Raw genomic sequence first — 21,172 nt, 5'->3', positions numbered from 1 at the left:
GGCTATCAAGCCCCTTTATTATGAATCTAGTTGCGATGTCCAAACCTTCTTAATGCTTTTCCATAAACTAATTAAAAAAGGAGATGAGACCGATTAACAATAAGCGTCGCTCTTTGAGCATAAAAGGGAAAGCAAGTAAAAATAAGAATCGTCCTATATGCAAAGATGAAGTAACAATAGGATCGACACACCAAGAGTGTATTGACCGTGCCTATCGTTTTCCCGTATTTTTAAGCACGACAACTCATTTAAACGATAATCAACAACAGTTTCTAAACCGTCTAATTTTTGAGATTGAGAATGCTTTGCTATTTCCGCGTACATTACCTTTAAGCGAAAGCTATCCCGAATCCATTTTAACCGATATTCGTCGGTTAGTTTCATCAAGTTATGGAATGTTGGCAGTAAACCTTCGTCGTTTTAAAATTGAGACCGTCGAGCTCAATGCACAAACCACTCCACCAACAACCCTGCCATCCCCTGCGTTTTGGGAAGGATCCGTTTATTCGCAAGTGGAACCCTCAATGGCTTTTCAATTTGGTCTACCCTTATTATTAGTCAGGGAAGAAGATACTGACCTTAATAATGGAATTTGGGCAGGAGGAATTGCCCCACTCAACCTATTTATAGTTTGGCATTCTGATACTCAAACGGTTGATCAATTCTTTAGCACTCCTGAATGGAGGTCAGCCTTTGCCAATTGGAGCGCGCAAGTAAGAAATGCATTTTATATTCAGACAGAGCCTGCGTTCCAGTACAGATGTGAATAGTAAACCGATACTTTAGCATGATGTCGAAAATATAAAAGTTTTTATTCTACTTGCGGTAACGAAGTTCGCAGCAGGGTCTCCATGTCGGCCATCGGTACGGCCAAACCGGCCTCTATCATTTGGTCTTGATGCTCGACATCGGCAGTGGCGAATACAACGGCGATGGCTTTGCCACGCTTGTTAATGACGGGAGAGCCGCTATTGCCTTTATAGACCGGCGCATCAAGAGCCATGACCGGCGCCTTGTGGCCTTGGATCGGGACCAAGCCGATAATAGCGCCTTCGATGACGATTTGCGTGAAATGAAGCGGATTGCCAATCACGTAGATTTTTTCATCAGGCTCCCACTGCTTGTTGTCTCGCTCGACTTCAATAAACGGCAGCTGTTGATCCCCGATGTCCACCTTCAGTATGGCGATATCCAGATCGGGATCACTGCCCGACAGCTCTGCTTTATAACTCTGACTTTGCTCCGGGAATGTCACTATCATATAGCCGTTATCTTCGATGACGTGATAGTTGGTCACAATGTAGCCGCCGTTAATGTGGAATCCGGTGCCCTTGCCGTTATCCGTGCTGACGGTAACAACCGCTTCTTTATAGCTTTGGATTTCAGCTTGGCTGGATAATTCCTTCGACCCGAACAAGAGGGGGAGCGTCTTCAGGTTGTAGATTTGCGGCCAGAAGGCCAATATATTGACGGCTAGAGCGGCCAGGAGCAGGAATATGATCGTATTTCTGATCCACTTCCGTCGGCTGGCTGATGAACCCCCGTCGTCGTCCTCCTCTTCCGACTCAAAGTCCCACTCCTCGTCTTCATACGGGTGTTCATTCTCATGTTCTTGCTTATCTTCAGAATTAGAGAGAGAATTCTCTTTGTTTCGACTCGGATTATTTTCCATGCGCATCCCTCCGTACTCGCCGTAATCTTTTCCCGTTATTGTATCATCAAACTGCCTATAATTGGGGGGAGATGGCGGCAACGTCCTGCGTCGCATGGAATACATGATTAGTGCAAAGGAGAATTCAAACAAACCACTTCCAGGAATGGAGTGGTTTGTTTGGGTTACTGCGTTGATATTGTTCCACCATCATCATGTTTTATTGCTGACTGGCTTCACTTCGAGGGTTGTCATTTAAAGCAATTTAATCAACTCTTCCAGCTCATCTACCAATCCTTTTGCAAGTTCAAAATCAGTATTTTTTAGAGCCAATTCTATTTTCATTTCAACTGATTTTTTCTTTTGTTCCGCTTCTAAATAATCTTTATCAAAATGACTATCATAAATCATCCCTCTAAACTCTGGCAAAGTCATTTTTCTAATCGTCTTATTGTCAATAATGAAAACATAATCCATTCCATTGACAACAGAATAGAAATCATGAGAAATCATGAGAATCGCACCTTTATACTCTTCAATGGCTTTCTCCAGTGCTAGTTGTGTATAGGTATCTAAATGGCTTGTCGGTTCATCAAGAAGCAATACGTTTGCTTTACTGGCAGAAACCTTAGCCAATTGAAGCAAATTTTTTTCTCCGCCAGATAGAGATCCTATCTTTTGACTAAGGATTTCTCCTTCAAAGCCATAGTTTGAAAGGTACAATCCGATCTCATCGTAAGTTTTAAACCCTGCATCGATAAATTCTTCTAGTATTGTGTTAGCGTCCTTTAGCATTTCACCTTGAGACTGAGATAAATAAGCTATTTGAACATCAGCATTGATTTCAATTGATGGATGATTATTTTTGAAAACATCTCGAAGTAAAGTCGTTTTCCCGGTACCGTTTGCACCGATAATTGCTACTTTATCCGTAGATTTTATCTCAAAATGAACATTGTCTAGCAGCAGTTCATCAAAGCCAACACTATAATTATGGACAGTTACAACAATAGTGTCTTCCATTTCATGGTCCATACCAAAACGGATATTCGGTTGTTTAATTTCAACGAATGGCGCTTTAATTCGACGCGCTTCCAGTCTTTCTTGAAATCTGACTCTAGCTTTTAACGCTCTCCCTCTTGAAGCGTTTGAATTATAAGTTGCGATAACTCTCAGATTGTTGATGATCGTATCGTTTCTCTCCATCTCTTCTTGTTCAGCAACCGCGAGTTCTTGCAGCTCAATTTTTGTCTGAAGCAAAGAGAAGTTATACTCGATATATCGCCCATCAAACTCCTGAATCTCCCTGTTTTCAAGGTGTATCATTTTGTTGAAGCAATGATTCAATAGATATCGGTTGTGCGTAACAACCAGCAGTATGCCTTTGTACGAATTAATAAGTTTTTTAAGCGCATTTAGATTTTCGAAGTCTAGAAACACATCAGGCTCGTCCATAATCAATAAGTCGGGGCGATTAAGCATTTCCTTCATCACTTGAATAAGTTTGAATTCCCCGCCGCTCAGGTCGGCTACCTTACTATCTCTTCGCTTCATAAGGTTTGCTACGTTTAGCTGCTTATGAATGTTACTTTCAAAATCATCCCCGCCAATAGCATCCAATGCGTCTAAAGCGAATTGATACCTTTCCAGTAACGGTTCTAGATCTGTTGAGGTTTCCATTTCCGTGCAAATCGATTGAATTTCATTTTGAAGCTTGATAAATGGTTCTCCTATATATTCAAAGACGGTTATTTCTTTGGTGTTGTCAAGCTCTGGGAACTGACTCACATATCCAATCGTGCAAACGGGGTCCATCTCTAATTTCCCGTCATAAAGATATCTTTCCGGGTCCATCAGTATATCTATTAACGTACTTTTCCCACTGCCGCTTGTCCCGATAAAAGCGCAATGCTGTGCCTCTTCTAACGTAAATGAAATGTTGTTATATAGCTCTTTTTGCGGAAACGAGAAGGATAAGTTATCGACTTTTATCATAGGATTACCTTTCTTTATAACTAGGGCGTGTCTGAGAACTCAGAGGGCAGCAAATTTTGCCGGATTTTCGTTCCATGCAAGGCGCGTTTGTGAAGGCGTACCGGGGGTACGTCAAGCAAACGGAACGCAGCAGGGGGCGAAAAGGCGGTGAAAGGTGCCACTGAACGGGTTTTCAGACACGCCCTAAAATAATGGCTATTGTTAGATGTATGGCAAACCATAGATTTTGAGTTTGCCGCTGTTAGAGTAACACGGTTTACAACCAACTTCAATCCTATTATATTGGGTCCTAGATTAATGGTCTTTGGGCTGTATGCCGTCTTGACCATTTATCGTTATAATGAAGGAACCGATTTATGAGCGGCCAAAGCTCAAGAAAGGAATAACTGCCATCATGACGAAAATGAATTCGAATTCACCGACCGGGCTGAGCGTTGTCCAGTGGCAGGATCTAATCGCCAGCTGCGCCCGGAAAGCGGCGAACACCCCGTACGAAATAAATTATGGCACCGAGGTCCGCTCCATGGTGCGCCCCTTCATGTTGGAGTTCACACCCGAGGAAGCCTGGCTGTTCGAACTGAACGTCGGCCTGTTCTTGCTCCGCAAGCAATCGACCGGTCGCCACCCCGGCTACTTCGCCCAGATGGCGGCATCCGAGACGCTACATGCCATCGAGAGTCAACTCCATAACGACTTGCCGCCGGAGATCGCGGTCAAGCAACAGGGGCGGCTACTGGAGACGGCTGCATATATTCGTGATACGGCAACCGTGAATGCAGGGTCCCCTCCAGCCTATCTGGATATCTACGTGGAGCTGTGGCTGATCCTGGTATCGTCCGCTGCGGACAGTCCCCGTCTCTTCCAGGAGGAGCTAGCGCATTTGGCCGAGGGATCCAGCAAGGAAAATAAGCTCTTCCCGCTCGTCGCTCTCGCCTGGATGCGCTTCTGGCTGGGGGAGGATCAAGAGGCTTGGCGGCAGCTGGATGCTGCAGAGCGTCATGGACTCGAGCCCGGGCAGGTATTTCGTTTCCTGCGCCAGCTGGAGGAGAATGACGAATGGACCCGGCTTGAAGCCTGGCTAAGCCATTGCGTGAACGAGCAAGTTGGGCGCAGCACCGGCAGCCTTAGTGAATATGGTCACTATTGGGATGCCGTCGTCAAGCGACTGCCGGAGGCCGAGGAACGAATGTGGAGCGCGATTGCGAGCCTGCCTCCCTACTGCAGCAGCTTGTACGAGGAGAAACTGATGCACTATGGCCGCTTCCGGCAGTGGATCGACTATCAGCTTAGCCTCGGCAGCGATCCGCTCGACTTTCGAGCGAAGGATCTGCAGCCCATCGAGAAGGAAGCACCGGAGGCGCTGCTGCCTTTTTACCACCAAGGCGTGGAGAAATACGTGTTGTTAAAAAACCGCGACGGCTATAAGCGGGCGGTCAAGCTGCTCAAACGGCTGGCCAAGCTGTACAAGAAGCTGAAGCGTGAGCAGCGGTGGGAGGCGTACATGGAGACATTTGCCAGCCGGTATAGCCGATTGCGGGCCCTCCAGGAAGAGCTGCGGAGGGGAGGACTAATGCCATGACGAAGACGACTGCTTATAACCTGGACACCATCGCGGTTCGAATGGTGCTGACGTCGCATGGCGACGCGTTGTTCTTCGCGGACCCGGATTCTCTGCGGGAGTGGACCGGACCCCAGCTGAAGCATCGCCTGTTCGCCTGGCACGAACCGTCCTTCTATGGCACCGAGCTTGCGCTCGTCAAAGTCGGGGAGCTCGAGGCCGTCGTGCTGCCCGCCGAAGAGGTCATTTCCTTCTTCGCCTCAGGGCCTCTCCTGGCGCATATCGAGTGGAAGTGGGAGGACGATGCCGCGCGCTTGGCCGCATTGGCGCCGCTCTTGGGCGAGTGCCTGGAGAAAGGGCTGTACGCGCCCGACCTTGCGGCTTACCGCAGAGGCTCCCTGCGCTGGAGTTGGGATGCGGCTGCGGTCTGCGCGGCCTTTGGACAGGCGCGCCGCGACGAACTGGACCTGAAGCGCGGCAACTGGAGCGATGAGGCGCGCGCTGGGCTAATGGCGGCCTTCTCGGCGGCTGTAACGAGCCGCTTCTACGGTACGGAGCCGGACGAGGCGGATCTGCGCCGGGAGTTCCCGGCTCTGTTCGCGCGCGAGAACGCGGTGGCCGCTACGGCGGGACTCGACGACGAGACCTGGCTTGTGCAGATCGGCTGGAGGGCGGATGTCGCGCCGTTCCGCCCCCTGCTGCAGCTAATGGAACCGTGGGAGGGCGACGAGCACTCCCGCTGGCGGCTGCGGCTCGTACTGCAGGACAAGAGCGATCCGGCTAAGCTCCGAAGAGTGCGGCTCGGCGACGACGGCTCGGCGGCAGGCAAGTGGCCTGACGCATGGGCGGAAGCTATTCGGAGCCGCTCGGACGGTTGGCTGCAACGGCTGCGGGTTAGCCTTCCGCACGATCTGCTGTCGCGCGGCGAGGACGTGCTCGGCAAGCCGCTTGACGACGAGGCGGCCTGGCGGTTCCTGAATGAGGACAGCCGCCGGCTGCTCGAAGCCGGGTGGCAGGTCCTTCTGCCCGCATGGTGGGAAGCGGCAAGCCGCAAGAAGCCGCGGCTGCGCGCTGCGGTGCAGTCGGAGGACGAATCCAAGAAACGGGGCGGCGGCAAGTCCTTATTCGGTCTGGAAGCGATTATGAGCTTCAACTGGCGCATCTCCATCGGCGACGCCGACCTGAACGAGGAGGAGTTCGACGAGCTGCTCGCGCGAGGGGAGCGTCTCGTGAAGTTCCGAGACCGCTGGATCGTGCTCGACCCGGCGTTGATCGCCCAGATCCGCCGCATGATGGAAGGCATGGACAAGAGCCAGGGATTAAGCTTCCAGGATGTGCTGCAATTGCATCTGCTCTCGCAGGGCCAGACGGACGGCGACGCGGATGGCGGGGCGACGGACGTCAGCGCGGAGACTTTCGGGGCCGATGCCGCCCGCGTCGAGCTCGAAGTCGAGCTTAACGCGCATTTGACCGGACTGTTCGCCAAGATTAATCAGCAGAGTGAATGGCCTCGGCTCGATCCACCCACCGGTCTGCGTGCCGAGCTGCGCAGCTACCAGCAGGACGGGTTCGCCTGGCTGGCTTTTCTCCGCCGCTTCGGGCTCGGAGCCTGTCTCGCCGACGACATGGGCCTCGGCAAGACGGTCCAGTTGATCGCCTACCTGCTGTACGCCAAGGAGCAGGCGGACGATGGGCTCCGACTCCCTTCGCTGATCGTCTGCCCCACGTCGGTACTCGGCAACTGGCAGAAGGAGATTTCCCGATTTGCCCCATCGCTGCAGGTAGCCATGCATTACGGCTCCGGGCGTAAGAGCGGCGACGCGTTCCGGAACGAGGCACGCAGTGTTGACGTCGTGCTGACCTCCTTTGCTACCGCCTCGCTCGACCAGGAAACGCTGGCCGCTTTCCAATGGGGAGCCGTCTGTCTGGACGAAGCACAGAATATCAAAAACGCCGGGACCAGGCAGGCCGCGGCGGTCAAGAGCTTTCCCGCGCTCCATCGCATTGCGCTCACCGGAACGCCGATCGAGAATCGGCTGGCGGAGCTATGGTCGATCTACGATTTTACCGTGCCCACTTACCTCGGTACCGCCAAGGCGTTTCAGGACCGCTTCGCTAACCCGATCGAGCGCGAACAGGACGGGCGTCGCACGGCTGAGCTAAAGCGGCTAGTGAAACCTTTCATGCTGCGGCGCAAAAAGAAGGATCCTGCCATCCAGCTCGACCTGCCGGACAAAAACGAGATAAAGACGTATGTTCCGCTTACCTCCGAGCAAGCTGCCTTGTACGACAATTGCGTCAAGGAGCTTCTCGAGAAGCTGAACAAGCTCGACGGCATCCAACGCAAAGGCGCGATTCTCGGAGCGCTGACACGACTCAAGCAGGCATGTAACCATCCGGCTCTACTGGATGAGGATACGGGAACGGAGCTGGGGGATGGCCCACTACCTACGGAGGCGATCGTCGCCCGCTCCTCCAAGCTCGAGAGGCTGCTGGCGATGGTCAAGGAGTTGCGCGAGGCGGACGAGCGCTGCCTCATCTTCACGCAATATATTGGCATGGGCAAAATGATTCAGGATGTCCTGCAGCGCGAGCTGGGTGAACCTGTGCTGTACTTGAACGGCAGCACGCCGAAGGTGCAGCGGGACCGGATGGTCGAACGGTTCCAGTCGCGCGACCTTCCGGCATCCGAGCAGCCGAACGTATTTATCCTCTCCCTCAAGGCGGGAGGCGTCGGGCTAAATTTGACCGCGGCGAACCACGTCTTCCACTTCGACCGCTGGTGGAACCCGGCCGTCGAGAACCAGGCGACCGACCGCGCCTACCGGATGGGCCAGACGCGCGACGTGCAGGTGCATAAATTCATCTCGCTCGGCACCCTTGAGGAGCGCATCGACGAGATGCTAGAGAACAAGCAGCAGCTAAGTGACAACGTGATCTCCAGCTCGGAGAGCTGGATTACCGAGCTGTCGACGGATGCGCTAAGGGAAATGTTCTCGCTGCGGCGGGACTGGTCGCGCGATTAAGCGGGATTTGGGCAACCACTGCGACACACGAAAACTTTGTTGCGGATGAAGCTTCTGAAATTACCCTCCAAGCAAAAAGGGATCTGAAAGCTTACTTTCAGATCCTTTGTTCAGGGGTAACTAATTATGATTTCGTTTGTTAACTTCAATTGCAATGAACTCCGGCAAATAATTGGGCGTACATCCCTTTGATACCATTTCATCTTTATAAAGACCCGTTTTCTCACCAAGTTTAATACAACGTGCACGATTCTTTTCATCATAAACGCCTATCCAGCCTGCGAGGAAATTCATAGCCCACTGAACTTCCGGTTCTTCCTGCGTAATATTAGCTTCTAATGTAGATAGTAAGTCTGCGGTGTTATCAGGCGGTGTTTGTCCAGTCCATCTCAATCGCGCTTGATAATACCAGAAAGCTCGTCTTTGAAGAGCAGAAGGGCTATTTTCCCATGACTCCTCCATGCAATGGTCTTCTTGTCTTTGGTGAGCTGATTAGCCATTAACCAATCCATTAAGTTATTTCGCTCATCAAAAGGGTGAGTCTGCATATCCTTATCAAGCTCATTTAGCACTTCTTGTGAAAGAAGTTTTTTATCCATAATCAAGATTGCTAATAGTCTGGGCAAAAACTCTTCGGTTGACCAAAGTTCCATAGCTAGTTCGTGATCTTTTTTAATGTCCTTCGCGATTTTTCGTAAGTCGCCTAGCTTAGTTTTACTATTGATCTGTAGTAGAATGTTTTCTGCTTTTGAAGAGCGTTTCATTTCTGTACTTTTATTCTTATTTATTTGACACAACTCCTTTATTAAAGCACTGATTCATAATTTGTCATTTGCGCAATATAGCAATAACTTAATTTCGTTATAAGTCTTATTGCAAACTATTGTACCTTAACAATTGTAAAAGGAGTGATTCGTTTCGCCTTATTTAGGGTACGGTTCAGCGTAACGGGGCTCTCAACGAAATTTGACATCGGTAAAAGTTAAAGCCATCCTTAGCGGATGGCCCATTATAAGTGCATTAGAATTCTATTTATATTGTCTTGTTATATTGAATTCTGATTACTCGGTATATACTCAATCAAGTCAGAGAGCTGACAGTTAAATGTATCGCATAATTTAAACAAGGTCTCCAGCTTTGTTGTTTCAATATTTGTTTCCCTATATAACTTATTAATTGAATTTCGACTTAATCCCGATTTCTCCATTAACTCAGTGATATCATCTATGCGATGCTTGGCCATAAGCTCTCTTATATTGCACTTAATTCTAGTCATCTTATTTCCTCCATATCACTATATTAGCGTTGAGGCCGTATTATCATCAATGGAAAGTGACTAACTGACTTTATAAAGTTAAAAAAAACCTTACCTTTAACTCTACAGGGTTATATAATAACTTTGTAGAGTTAATTTTTTGGAGGTGAACTATATGTCCTATACATTGGATTCATTAGCAGAACCACTTATTAGAGCTCGTTTAAAATTACTCTACAGCGAGCTTCAACAAAACCACGCTGAGTATAAGCAGCTAATATTAGAGAAAGATCAACATTTTAGGTTACTTCAGGGTGCACTCCCCGACCAGTTGCAACATACAGTGTTCCTATATCAAGACGCTCAGTTTTGTCTTCAGTCCATTACTGAGATAAGTATTTACATACAAGGTTTTAAAGATGCGTTGCAACTCATTAGTGAATTACATCATTCAAATATGTAATTGCTACTCAAACATAAAAATTTCTTAAAAAACTTCCGCGTGGCTTGTGGTACACCCACACGGCAGATGCTTAGGTAACACAATGAAAAAGAGGGGGCGCGCGCTCCCCTCTTTAGTTATGCGCTTATTTCCAGAGCCACTGAATGAATAAAAGCAACAACCCCGCTGTTACACTAATTGCCACCCCAACCAGATACTGCTCAATAATATCGCGCATCTTGCCTTTGTTCTTCCTTTTTCTTCTCATACGTGACCTCCATGGAATCATGGGGTACGTACCGAGACTAGGGCAGAACATAATTCAAAATTACCACCCTTGTAGAAATGTATTTTCTACTCTTCTACAATACATATTGACCAAGTTGGTCGTCTCCTTCACTCATAACGAGTGCAATTAGCCAAGCGAATAGCTTGGAATCCTTAAGCCCATTCTCAGGGCATTTAATCGACTCATATTGTATGAGTCATTCCTCCTACTGCACTAGCCTACGGACTTACCCGTAATTTAGTGTAAGGCACCTGCCCTTCTTACATTATATTCCTCACCTTATCTGTTTGCAACAAAGCATTCGCTATACTTATCGGTACTATCCTCGGATTAATCTACTCGCCAAATACACGACTCCAACGGAGCACATGTATCAGTGATGAGGATTAGTCATGTGACCAAAAGAGAGCTTATTATTGATACAGAAGATGCGGTTCGGTGCGCCGCGGCGCATAATCTCCAACCACTTAGCCGATCAACGACCAAGCCTCCATAACAGGCCAGAGACCGTCGAAGTCTTCGGGAGCATGATGAGCAAAAAGCAAGATCGACTCAAAGATGGAACGAACAAATTCATGCCCGGCAAGGTAGCGGCACTGGTGAAATGGAATAACAGGCCATTCCTGGACAAGATGATTGATGACAGTACGCCTGTGAAGGAACTGGTGGCGTGGTGTAATGATAACGGCTTCCCGATCAGTATTCCCACCATGTACTCTTACATCAAGCAGCACCGGGAAGCGATTGTAAATGGACTCACGATGGAACTTCTACACGCGAAGGAAGACCCGTTCAAGAAAGCGTTTGAAGATTCAGCGCGGGATAAGGCAAGAGAAAAGGGCAATACACAGTATAAGGAGAACCGTGCCGAAGAACGCGCCCGGGCCAAAGCCACACTGGAAAAGGAGCTAACCAACCAAGAAAGCCCGAAACGCATCCGACACGATCTAGAGCTACTGGATGAAGTCATTCAGAAGGGCTTCGACACGTTGAGCAAGATGGAAGTGATTAGCCCTGTCACCGCCATCAAGGCAATTGAAATGAAGCACAAGCTCACCAATGGAAGCGCTGGCGGCTATACGCACTACGGACTTGCAGAAATCAAACAGCGTGAGGCTGCGCGGGAACAGGCCATTACAGCAGCGATTCTACAATTTGTCCCGATGGAGCAGCATGACGCTGTGATCGAGCTTATGGATACTGTGACGCGCGAGTATTATGAATCAATCGGCTTGGGTGAGGCGTATATGCAACAAGTAGCAAAAGAGACAATGGAAGATCATGCATGACGAAAAAGAGAACGCCTATGATGGACGTTCTCCCTTGTGTGGCTTAGTGGTGCTTGGTGGAGCGTATGTGGGGCTGTGATGGAGCGGATGGAGCGTACGCTTCGACATCTACCTTTCAATAATTTCAATACTTGGATGATTTCTAATTATTTTTAAAGCCTCATAAAAAGACTGTGCGTCTATAACATTAACGGATAAGTTACCCTTTTTTAATTCTTCTATGCTTTTAAATGTTGCTAGTAGAGGTATCTTACCTCCATTATTTTTAATCATACTGTTTAAATATTCAATTCCTTTTAATACCGTTGGAGCAATTTCATAGACATAATCTTGATAAAGTTGTTTGATAAACATCATTGAAATCTCAACGTGTATATCCAATGAAATTAATTCAGACATATTTCTAATATCTTCCGCGACATGTTTCCATGCCTTAAACTTCATTAATGTTTCTCTTGAAGCGAAGATTCCATTTGGTCCAGATTCACTCTGATGAATTACTGATAAGGGAAAGCCGTAATGTAAAGCATAGTTTCTCATAAGTGCAATAAAACGATAGGAAACGTGGCTATCGTAAAAAATACTGGTTTTTTCTTGAAACTTTTTCATTCGTTCTTTTCCAAAATACTTACTGTTATATTTTTCACCGTAATCAATAAACATTGATACGGCTGCTAAATAATTGATTAGTAATCGATTAGCTTCTAAATATACTACTTTCTCATCTCCTTCCAAATAATCTTTTGCTTTTGATGAATATAATAGAAATTCATTACCGTTTCTAATAAGTAAATTGTTAACGTTATCCATTGCATTTATTTTATGCGCTTCCCCTAAGGAGGTATTGTGACTGTCGTATTCTTCTTTGGTGATATGCTTCTGAATAATAATTTGCTGTCCATGCTCAAGTGCATAATCTCTAAAACCTAATGCATAAATCATAATTCCCCACCAGTTCCTTCTTAGTTTATTCTTTACTAACCCTCTTGTAAGGGAACTTTTTTTGAAATCTAATTGGCGTAGCCAGCTTCCTCGAAAATGCTTCCTGCGGACTAAGGGCATATTCACCGCGTAGATACGCTGTTGTCTATCTGATGCCACCTCATTATCGAAAATACTATCGAATATTCTTTGGTGTACTTAAATAGACCCTATAGTCTTGAATAGATTCATCATAATCAAATCTTTGATGTGCCGGATAATCATTTCCTACAGTTGTAAAAAATTGATTCAGTTCTGTTAATTCAATATAGTACAATTTTTTATTCCTCGTTCTATCAGAGCAAAAGAAAAAACCATCAATTCCTTTTTCTTCACCAGTCGCTATGAGAAATATATAACTGTGTATGATTTGATTATATAGTTGATTTGATTGCAACTTTTCGTCAATCGGATTATCTAAGTCGAAAAGTTCATCAATTCGATGCCAGTTTAGTAATGTTACATTTTTCAGATTTCCGTAGGACTTTACTTTCAATTGAATACTTTTGGTATCTGAAGATAGTTTATAGGCTTCTATAAGTTTCCGTATTGAATACAGAGAAATCATAATATCCTTTTCAAATTCTACAGAAAGTTCTTCTGTAAAAGGGGCAATACGGTACTTTGTATTTATTTTCACTGAGAGTGACAACAAATCATCCTTCCAATATGATGACTCCCAAATCATCAGAAGATTCTCCTTGTCTGTAGAGTTGTTAAGCTTGGGCTGCACAGCGGCGAGTCGAAAATATAGCCTCTCGCAGGGTTATCTACTAAATCGCTTACCCGAAATTATTGCAGACCAAAGTAGTAGCCTGCAGCGTGAACAAAGTGTGATGCAGTACAGAGAATAGGCTTCTTGAATACGCCTTCAAGCACTACTCAATTATTTCATAACTATCTTCTAAATACTTAACAACATCATCTTCTCCTAGTTCTTTTAATTTATTAATAGTGCTATCAGGGTCAAGAAAAAAGCTTGTCTCATATATTGAAAGTCCGATATTGTTTATTGTTACTTCCTTCTTCTTAGTAAGTTCACCGTTGCTTACGCTAATATTGAACAGTAATACAATTTCTTCGAAATACTCCGTAATATTATGTATTAGCATTAACAAATGTCCAAACAATTTATCCGTAACCCACGAATTGTGTATTCCTCCGATGCAAGAGCCCCAAAATGAATTACTGTTCGAATGTACAATTTTACTTAAGTCAGAATATATTTCTCTTGAATTAGAATTGTTATCATTTGCCTTTCTTCTTTCCTTGGGTGTAATCTCTAGATTCCTTTTTATAACCCAATCGTTCACACTCTCAGGATTATTAATGAAATATTTAAGTAGCCAAGACAGTTCTAATGATTGTCTTAGCATAATCAAACTCTCATCCTCTAAACCCATTCTTAGTAATTGATAAGTAGCTATTATATGATTTATTAATCTTGCCGTTATAAAGTGTCGAGCATGTTAGAAATAAGCATCTTCTTCTTTAAACTTTTCCTCATTAAACATTGACAGATAGTCTAGTGCTTGCCAAAATACATCATCTCTATCATCTAAACGATCAAGAAATGCAGATTCCTTTGATTTATTATAAAAGCGTTCTTTTACATTTACCACCAATTCATCCCCCCTGCATATCTATATGTGAATTATCTCTCAACACACTGATCAGGAACAGGGCGAATATATGGCGAGACTCACTTTTTCACTAACCTTTCGCAGTCACTTATGGCACTGTCCCCCCGATTAATATAATCGCCCGATACACTGCTCCAGCAGAGCACATACATGAGCTGGTGCGGATAGATCATGCAGCCGAAGTCTCATCCGCTTGTCGGCGCGGAAGTCGGCAAGCGAGAAAACGATATTCCTTGCAAGATGTACAGTTGATCCCGTTCCATGTATCTAAAAACAAACCGGTTGAATTTACTTCCGCCCCTGCCGGACCGAGGGCGGCCATATCGCCCGATGCGTGAATATGGTGTTAGACGAAGTGTCACACTTCAGTGAAATACTAAAATAAATTGTCTTTCACTTTAGTAAGAGCTAAAGTTAACTCTTGCATTGACTGATACCTTCCTTCAATATTTTCAAGACATCTAAGTATTATTTCAGCAGTTTCTTCATTCATACCCTCAACAGAATGAAGCGCTTCTTTTAGTTTGCTTCCTGCAGGAACATTTCCAGTAATCAGGTGATACCAAACTGCACCTAGAGAATAAATATCAGTTCTTAAATCTATTAGTTTTGGATTACTAATAAGTTCAGGTGCAGTGAAGTGCCCTCCAGCAATGTTGTGTCCTGATCTTGTAAGTCTCGAAGTTAACTCATTCTCGAGGTATATGCCAAGTCCAAAATCAATTACTCTAACCTGCCTTGTTCTTGCAATCATTATGTTACTCGGTCGAATGTCTCTATGAACGATTCCAATCTCATGTGCGTGACTAAGTGCATCTGCTAATTCAATCATAAGATCAATAGATCTATTGATTGGGAACCTCCCATGATCTTTAAGTACTTGATTTAAATTCTTCCCTTCAAATAATTCCATTCTAATAAATGGCTTACTCCCTATAAGACCAACGTCATATACCTTAATTATACTTTGGTGATTTAATCTAAATAGAATTTGTGCTTCTCGGAAAAATCTTTCTAAATTCCGTTCATCCTCATTTGCAAAGATTGGTGAAAAGAACTTAAAAGCAAAATCCATCTTCAATAAATTATGCTTCATTCGTTTTACTTCTCCGAATCCTCCTGACCCTATAACCTCTAATTCAGAATATTCATTTGTCATCGCAGTATTGCCCGCCTCTAATTCATCAAGCAGAGGATTAAAAACCTCCCCCAAATATTGTCTTCGACCAGCATACGAACCCGAAACATCTTTAATATATCCCCAAAATTCATCCAATGACCTATATTGCTTTATAAACTCAGGGAGTTTATTACTTATCTGTCCTGCACTTAACAAAATCTTCCTCAATTTATAATACTCATCATTACTTAACTCTGATGAGTTACCAGTTGCATACGAAACAAGCCCAACTTTAAGTGATTCTATAACTTCAAATAGTGTAGGTTCAGTTTGTTCTATAGTCATTTTTATCTCCTTTGGTTTTTAATAATACATGATATTTCGTCTATCGTTCTTGTATCCACGAACTCGAGAGGCTTAAGCCACGCCAGCGCCGGGCCCAACGGACTTAGCCTCGCAAAAGTCCCTGCTTATCACATCTTGCGAACCCAGGGCGTAGCCCGCAGCGTAGATACAGTGTTATCTGATGCCCTATGACCTCATTGAGATACTATTCAATTGGTTCCAGTACTTTAAATTCTCTAACTTTCTTATAATTCGTTTTAGAACCCACACTAATAACAGCTATCAAACCTTTTTCAGAAAGTGACCGTAACACCATCTTGAGGTTGTTAGGGCTGAATTTTAAATTCTGTTTACTCAATTGAGATGATATGTCCCAAAAAGAAAACTTTTGATCAATTTCTAAATTAAAGTTAATAAAGTTTGCAGCTTCAACTTCTAATGGATCATCAAGTTTATATACTTGCTCTTCTAATAAAGAAAATTGTTGATCTATTATAGGCTTTTGTTGCATTAGAGTTTTTTGAATCTCTTCTGGACTCGCCCCTTCTGAAGCTTGGTAAATTTGATTAATGCTACTTCTAATCGCTTCAATATTCTTATGTATTTCGTCATTTTTAGTACTATGATTTTGAAAAAACATCTCCATTTCCTGTCTTACCAATCCAATAGTCTCTACCTTTTCTGTTATCTTTAGCAAAGTCTGCTGAACAAGAGTATTTTGTTGAGAAGACTCATTAGTTTGAAAATATGCATAGATTATTGCTACAAGTGCTAGTAAGATTGAGGATATGCTTGCCCCTAAAGAAATCTGATTAATTAACTCTTGATTGTCACCTGCTCTCCACATAAAAACAAGGATAATAATTGTGATTAAGTAGAATATTATAAAGCCAAAAATGATGTCTTTCTTTGTGAATTTTTCATTTTTACTTTTTGTGGTTTTTTCTGTTTCCATGTAACTACTCCTTAAAAAATTTCATAGGGCTTCAGATAACGTTCCTGTATTCACAATGCCTGACGATTGCCGGGTATGTCCGGCTGCTTCTGCTTCCCGAAATCACTCTGCCAGACTAAGGGCGTATGCCCCATGAGTGAATATAATGTCGTAATTTCGTTTTGCTACATCTACCAGAAATATACTTACTAAGTTCGTTGCATAAGTGATGAGTCAAATTCCATTCTGTCATGCCTGTTTGAATTTAATCAAAGAAATCATTTTCATTTTCAAAAAAGTATTGAGTGGATGAATAAATTATGTTCTTTATTAGGTTTTCCACTCCTTTCACTCCTTTATGGAATTTCCGTTAACACAGCCTTATATCCGAAAACAATTACCTATTTTTCATCATACCACACCATGGAAAATAGTGGATGGATTTCTAGGCAAGAAGAACTAAAAACCCCTAAAACCAAAGGTCTTAGAGGCTGGAAATCTTACTATTCCACACGTCCCACCAACATTCCAAAGCATTTCCACATGTAAAATTTCGCCGTTACTTGTGGTAGGGTTCCCCCCGATTAATCTTCACCGCCCTATAAACCTGCTCCACCAGCACTAGTCTCATGAGCTGATGCGGCAAAGTCATCCGCCCAAAGCTCAGCTTCTGCTGGGCGCGCTTAAGCACAGAGGGAGCAAGCCCATTGCTCCCTCCAATAACAAAAGCCACGTGGCTGCGCCCATACGTGGCTAACTTATCAAGCTGGTCCGCAAGATCTTCGCTGGACCAGAGCTCCCCATCGAGCGCGAGCGCGATGACGTGGGCGTCCGGCTTCAGCTGCGCCAGAAGCCGCTCCCCCTCACGCTCTCGCACTTGCAATTCCTCCGCCGGACTCATCGTCTCCGGCGCCTTCTCATCGGGCACTTCCGTGAGCGTAAGCTTCACGTAAGGCCCGAGCCGCTTGGCATATTCCGCGATGCCAAGCGTCAAGTACTTCTCCTTCAGCTTCCCGACGGACGCTATCTGAATATGCATATGAGGCCCATCCCTCTACCTATTTTTTGTACGCTAACAGAAGTGGGCAAACGATCTCCCTCACCTTTACAAGCAGCTCGTCTGCTCCATCACTCCAGCTGTTTTCATCTTTCCCGTCACGCTATACCACCAAAAACGCCGCAGCATCCTCACAGAAGTCGCACTTGCGCGGCGGGTCCCAATCCGCGAATTGCGTCTCCTTCAGATCGACCACATCCGGCGCATCCTCGTATTCGTCTACAAAACGTTCCAATGCCTTCTCAATACACGGTTTACATACACAATACATAGCTGATTCGCTTCCTATTCTTCGAGAGTATAAGTGCTTATTCGACTTCTTCCAGCATAGCAGAACAGGCCCTTTTCTGTGAAGAAAACATTTCGTAAGCAAGTGACGTGAAGAAAGCATGTGGTGACACCCGACCACTCCACATGCAGGAAGCTGCACGCAGCACTCATCCCAACACTCCCGCCCCACATCAATCCTGACATATCCACCTTTAGTCTATGTAATCAGGCAAAGCCTATTCTGATTCTGAACAGATGCTTCCCCTTAGAATCGTGCTTAGAATCTTGCACCTAAAAACTCCCCGCTATTTCTTCACATGCGTCTTCGCCGTCGACGGCCGCCAGTTGATCATCTTGATCAGCTGGTCCTGCATGTAAGCAGGCGTATACTGAAAGCCACCTTCGATCCAGTGGAACACAAGGCCCATCAAAGCATGGATGCTATACACCATCATCAGCTCGCGGTTGATGGACTCCGTCTCCTGCTCCAGCTCCTCGCTGGACAGCTTCTTAATCGCGCCGAACATCTTCTCCTTAATAACCGGCAGCACATCGCTGTGGAACAGCGTCGTATACACTGACGCGCGATCATGAATATGCTCGAAGATCTTCACTGAGTTCGCCGTCAGCTCATCAACCCGGAACACATCCAGATCGCCATACGGCGCCCGGAACGATTCGATCAGCTCGTCGATCAGCTCCGAGATGACCTCGTCGAGCAGACCCTCCTTGTTCTCATAGTGGGTGTAGAACGTCCCCCGGTTATAATTGGCCCGCTCCACGATCTCCGTAATCGTGATAGCCGAGAAGCTCTTCTCCGACATGAGAGTCAGAAGCGCATCCCTGAGCGCCACCTTGCTGCGCGCAATACGCCTATCCGCCATTTCTATTTCTTCCTTCCACAAAAAAGTATTCAACACTCAAGCGTGTTTTGTCTGTTAACGTACAAATGAAAGCGTTTTATATATTGTGGCAGTCCGCCTTATTGTATATATTGATCTTAACACCTGTTTGCTATTATACAAGTGTTCAATTCCGCCTCACAGGCGCATAGCCGCAGATCATCATGAACCATACTATTCCTTTAGAGGAGGACACTCACATGAAACTTAATGGCAAAGTGGCCGTCATCACAGGCGCAGCATCCGGCATGGGCAAAGCGACTGCCCTGCTCTTCGCTGCAGAAGGCGCGAAGGTCATCGTATCCGACCTGTCTGCCGATAACGCCGCAATCGTCGTGCAAGAGATTGAAGCGAAGGGCGGCACAGCCATCGCCGTCGCTGCCAACGTAGCCAAAGAAGAAGACGTGCAACAGCTCATCGATACAGCCGTAGACACCTACGGCACGCTCGACATCCTGGTGAATAACGCCGGCATTATGGACAACTTCGTCCCGGCTGCCGATCTGACAGACGAGCTGTGGGAGCGTGTCTTCGCCGTCAATACGACAGGCCCGATGCGCGCGATCCGCAAGGCGCTGCCGATCTTCACCGCGAAGCAAAGCGGCGTCATCGTTAACGTCGCATCCGCTGGCGGCCTGTACGGCTCCAGAGCCGGTGCGGCATATACAGCAGCCAAGCATGCCGTTGTCGGCTTGACTAAGAACGTCGGCTTCCAATACGCCACGCAAGGCATCCGCTGCAACGCGATCGCTCCTGGCGGCGTAGCCACTAACATCAGCACGACGATCAATGCTCCGAACAAGTACGGCATGGAGCAAGCGATGAAGGGCATCGGCATCAACCCGCGCACAGGCGAGCCTGAAGAGATCGCCAAGGTCGCGCTGTTCCTCGCTTCCGACGACTCCAGCTTCGTGAATGGCACAGTCGTCACAGCCGATGCCGGCTGGACAGCCTACTAATCAATTCGTTGCTGCGCTAATGCGGGGATTCATCGCATAGTCCCAGCTCATAACAAAGCCGGAAGGCCCGTCACAAGACGCGCCTTCCGGCTTTTTTCCCTATAACTGTCACTCTTCCTCCGGAGCCTGCTCCTCCAACTTTAGCTTCAGTGACTGAAGCTCGCCGTCCCGGTAGAAGGACACTGTAATGTCTTCGCCAATCTTCTTCTTGCTATATAAGTACTTGCGCAGCTCCATCGTGCTGGTCACCTTATGATCATCAAGCTTCACGATCACGTCGTTGAAGGACAATCCCGCTTTCTTGGACGGACCGACCGCTTCTAACACAATGACGCCCGACAGCACTTCATCCGGCAGCTGGATCGAACCCGAACCGCTTGACTCGCCTTTCTCCGAATCTCCGCCTTCTTCCTCCTCGAACATCTTCTCCATATCCTGCTGCTCCCAATACTGCTCCAGATCCATGGTGTAGACGCCGAGATAAGGACGCGGTACATAGCCCTTGCTAATCAAGCTCTCCACGATCGGCATCGCATTGTTGATCGGAATCGCATAGCCGATGCTCTCCACGCCGAAGTCGGAGATCTTCATACTGTTGATGCCGACTACACGGCCGTTCAGATCGATCAGCGGACCGCCGCTATTGCCTTGGTTGATCGCCGCATCGACCCGGATCACTTCCTGCTCCCAGTCAATGACGCCATTCTGATTCAGCGATACCGGAATCACTTCCTTGATGACGCTGACGACACCCATTGTGATAGATTCGCCCATGCCAAGCGGATTGCCGATTGCCATCACGAACTCCGCAGCGCGCAGCGCGGAAGAGTCGCCAATCTCCGCGACCGTATCGATGCCCTTGGCATCGATCTCCAGCACCGCCAGATCCGTAATCTGATCCATGCCGACGACGCGAGCCTCGCGCACCTCGCCAGTTGTCAGCACTACCTTCACCTTCTCCGCGCTCGCCACCACATGGTAGTTCGTCACGATGAACGCTCTTCCGGCCTTCTTCTCTATAATGACGCCCGAGCCGACGCCTGCTTCGCGCAGGACACCCGAGCCTTCGTCTCCATTCTCCAGCCGCTTGCCGCCAATGCCGAGCCCGAACATCTGCTCATTGATGACGCTGACTACCGCCGGCTTCACCTTGGCTGTCGCCACAATCGTGCGCTCCGAAGGATCGCCTGTTGCCGTCAGATGGACAGGCACCGAGCCGCCGCCCCCGAAGCCGCCGAAGATCCATCCGAACAGGAGTGCCGCAGCTACGGCGCTCGTGAAAGACGAGATGAACGCAACACGCAGATTAGACCACTTGCGCTCAGCACTCCCGCCGAAAGATAACCGATGATCGTCCTGCTGGCTCTTGCGGACGGTTCGCCTGGACACCTTGGTCGAATAAAAATCGTCGTCGAATATGCTCATCGGGAATCTCTCCTCTCTCTCTTTCGAACCT

The 21,172-nt window shown here is 46.7% G+C and carries 20 protein-coding genes and 1 pseudogene; 6 read left to right on the top strand and 15 right to left on the bottom strand.

The annotated features are described in order from the left end of the window. Positions 1 to 83: 83 nt before the first annotated feature. Positions 84 to 770 carry a hypothetical protein gene (locus ACFVSO_RS20730; RefSeq protein WP_387477072.1) on the top strand — a complete coding sequence of 229 codons (687 nt, stop codon included), beginning with the start codon at positions 84 to 86 and terminating at the stop codon, positions 768 to 770. A gap of 41 nt (positions 771 to 811) precedes the next feature. Here the strand turns inward: ACFVSO_RS20730 and ACFVSO_RS20725 are convergent, their stop codons facing one another. Further along, positions 812 to 1,672 (bottom strand): S1 family peptidase, encoded by an 861-nt coding sequence (locus ACFVSO_RS20725; RefSeq protein ID WP_387477070.1) that lies wholly within the window; start codon positions 1,670 to 1,672, stop codon positions 812 to 814. Positions 1,673 to 1,906: 234 nt separating this feature from the next. After that, a complete protein-coding gene (locus tag ACFVSO_RS20720) occupies positions 1,907 to 3,646 on the bottom strand; it encodes an ABC-F family ATP-binding cassette domain-containing protein (RefSeq protein WP_387477068.1) in 1,740 nt (579 codons plus the stop codon). Between the two features lie 394 nt (positions 3,647 to 4,040). Here ACFVSO_RS20720 and ACFVSO_RS20715 point away from each other — a divergent pair, with 394 nt between their 5' ends. Then, positions 4,041 to 5,225 carry a hypothetical protein gene (locus tag ACFVSO_RS20715; RefSeq protein WP_387477066.1) on the top strand — a complete coding sequence of 395 codons (1,185 nt, stop codon included), beginning with the start codon at positions 4,041 to 4,043 and terminating at the stop codon, positions 5,223 to 5,225. Further along, on the top strand, positions 5,222 to 8,230 hold the full coding sequence (locus ACFVSO_RS20710) for a DEAD/DEAH box helicase (RefSeq protein ID WP_387477064.1): 3,009 nt from the start codon (positions 5,222 to 5,224) through the stop codon (positions 8,228 to 8,230). Before ACFVSO_RS20715 ends, ACFVSO_RS20710 begins: the two co-directional genes overlap by 4 nt. Positions 8,231 to 8,350: 120 nt before the next feature. On the opposite strand, the pseudogene ACFVSO_RS20705 reads toward ACFVSO_RS20710, so the two are convergent. Together ACFVSO_RS20705 and ACFVSO_RS20700 are read right to left on the bottom strand one after the other, a co-directional pair. Continuing rightward, positions 8,351 to 9,018: pseudogene (locus ACFVSO_RS20705) on the bottom strand (DNA alkylation repair protein). A gap of 257 nt (positions 9,019 to 9,275) precedes the next feature. Then, positions 9,276 to 9,506 (bottom strand): helix-turn-helix domain-containing protein, encoded by a 231-nt coding sequence (locus tag ACFVSO_RS20700; protein ID WP_387477062.1) that lies wholly within the window; start codon positions 9,504 to 9,506, stop codon positions 9,276 to 9,278. 154 nt (positions 9,507 to 9,660) lie between these two features. Here ACFVSO_RS20700 and ACFVSO_RS20695 point away from each other — a divergent pair, with 154 nt between their 5' ends. Then, positions 9,661 to 9,948 carry a hypothetical protein gene (locus ACFVSO_RS20695; protein WP_387477060.1) on the top strand — a complete coding sequence of 96 codons (288 nt, stop codon included), beginning with the start codon at positions 9,661 to 9,663 and terminating at the stop codon, positions 9,946 to 9,948. A 124-nt stretch (positions 9,949 to 10,072) separates the two neighbouring features. Here the strand turns inward: ACFVSO_RS20695 and ACFVSO_RS20690 are convergent, their stop codons facing one another. Beyond that, complete coding sequence (locus tag ACFVSO_RS20690; RefSeq protein WP_387477058.1) at positions 10,073 to 10,195, bottom strand: hypothetical protein; 123 nt, start codon at positions 10,193 to 10,195, stop codon at positions 10,073 to 10,075. A gap of 548 nt (positions 10,196 to 10,743) precedes the next feature. Here ACFVSO_RS20690 and ACFVSO_RS20685 point away from each other — a divergent pair. Next, complete coding sequence (locus ACFVSO_RS20685) at positions 10,744 to 11,505, top strand: hypothetical protein (protein ID WP_387477056.1); 762 nt, start codon at positions 10,744 to 10,746, stop codon at positions 11,503 to 11,505. A gap of 108 nt (positions 11,506 to 11,613) precedes the next feature. Here ACFVSO_RS20685 and ACFVSO_RS20680 read toward each other — a convergent pair whose 3' ends face one another. From ACFVSO_RS20680 to ACFVSO_RS20640, 9 genes are all read right to left on the bottom strand, one after another. Beyond that, complete coding sequence (locus ACFVSO_RS20680; protein ID WP_387477054.1) at positions 11,614 to 12,447, bottom strand: hypothetical protein; 834 nt, start codon at positions 12,445 to 12,447, stop codon at positions 11,614 to 11,616. 175 nt (positions 12,448 to 12,622) lie between these two features. Next, positions 12,623 to 13,174 carry a hypothetical protein gene (locus ACFVSO_RS20675; protein WP_387477052.1) on the bottom strand — a complete coding sequence of 184 codons (552 nt, stop codon included), beginning with the start codon at positions 13,172 to 13,174 and terminating at the stop codon, positions 12,623 to 12,625. Between the two features lie 190 nt (positions 13,175 to 13,364). Further along, complete coding sequence (locus ACFVSO_RS20670; RefSeq protein ID WP_387477050.1) at positions 13,365 to 13,862, bottom strand: hypothetical protein; 498 nt, start codon at positions 13,860 to 13,862, stop codon at positions 13,365 to 13,367. Positions 13,863 to 13,955: 93 nt separating this feature from the next. Continuing rightward, entirely contained in the window at positions 13,956 to 14,108 is a 153-nt protein-coding gene (locus ACFVSO_RS20665; protein WP_387477048.1) for a hypothetical protein, read from the bottom strand. A gap of 397 nt (positions 14,109 to 14,505) precedes the next feature. Then, positions 14,506 to 15,594 (bottom strand): serine/threonine-protein kinase, encoded by a 1,089-nt coding sequence (locus ACFVSO_RS20660; RefSeq protein WP_387477046.1) that lies wholly within the window; start codon positions 15,592 to 15,594, stop codon positions 14,506 to 14,508. A gap of 205 nt (positions 15,595 to 15,799) precedes the next feature. Beyond that, a complete protein-coding gene (locus tag ACFVSO_RS20655) occupies positions 15,800 to 16,549 on the bottom strand; it encodes a hypothetical protein (RefSeq protein WP_387477044.1) in 750 nt (249 codons plus the stop codon). A 538-nt stretch (positions 16,550 to 17,087) separates the two neighbouring features. After that, positions 17,088 to 17,567 carry a 23S rRNA (pseudouridine(1915)-N(3))-methyltransferase RlmH gene (gene rlmH, locus ACFVSO_RS20650; RefSeq protein ID WP_116048373.1) on the bottom strand — a complete coding sequence of 160 codons (480 nt, stop codon included), beginning with the start codon at positions 17,565 to 17,567 and terminating at the stop codon, positions 17,088 to 17,090. 121 nt (positions 17,568 to 17,688) lie between these two features. Further along, entirely contained in the window at positions 17,689 to 17,856 is a 168-nt protein-coding gene (locus ACFVSO_RS20645) for a CxxH/CxxC protein (RefSeq protein ID WP_119803563.1), read from the bottom strand. A 304-nt stretch (positions 17,857 to 18,160) separates the two neighbouring features. After that, entirely contained in the window at positions 18,161 to 18,739 is a 579-nt protein-coding gene (locus tag ACFVSO_RS20640) for a TetR/AcrR family transcriptional regulator (RefSeq protein WP_387477041.1), read from the bottom strand. Positions 18,740 to 18,957: 218 nt separating this feature from the next. Between ACFVSO_RS20640 and ACFVSO_RS20635 the strand changes: the two genes are divergently transcribed. Beyond that, the gene (locus ACFVSO_RS20635) at positions 18,958 to 19,716 is read left to right on the top strand and encodes an SDR family oxidoreductase (protein WP_387477039.1); all 759 of its coding nucleotides are present in this window, start codon (positions 18,958 to 18,960) and stop codon (positions 19,714 to 19,716) included. 108 nt (positions 19,717 to 19,824) lie between these two features. Here the strand turns inward: ACFVSO_RS20635 and ACFVSO_RS20630 are convergent, their stop codons facing one another. Further along, positions 19,825 to 21,141 carry a S1C family serine protease gene (locus tag ACFVSO_RS20630; RefSeq protein WP_387477037.1) on the bottom strand — a complete coding sequence of 439 codons (1,317 nt, stop codon included), beginning with the start codon at positions 21,139 to 21,141 and terminating at the stop codon, positions 19,825 to 19,827. Positions 21,142 to 21,172 lie beyond the last annotated feature (31 nt).

Origin of the sequence: Paenibacillus sp. NPDC057967 (assembly GCF_042887015.1) — a bacterium.
GTDB lineage: Bacteria > Bacillota > Bacilli > Paenibacillales > Paenibacillaceae > Pristimantibacillus.
This window is presented reverse-complemented; position numbering and strand designations above follow the sequence as displayed.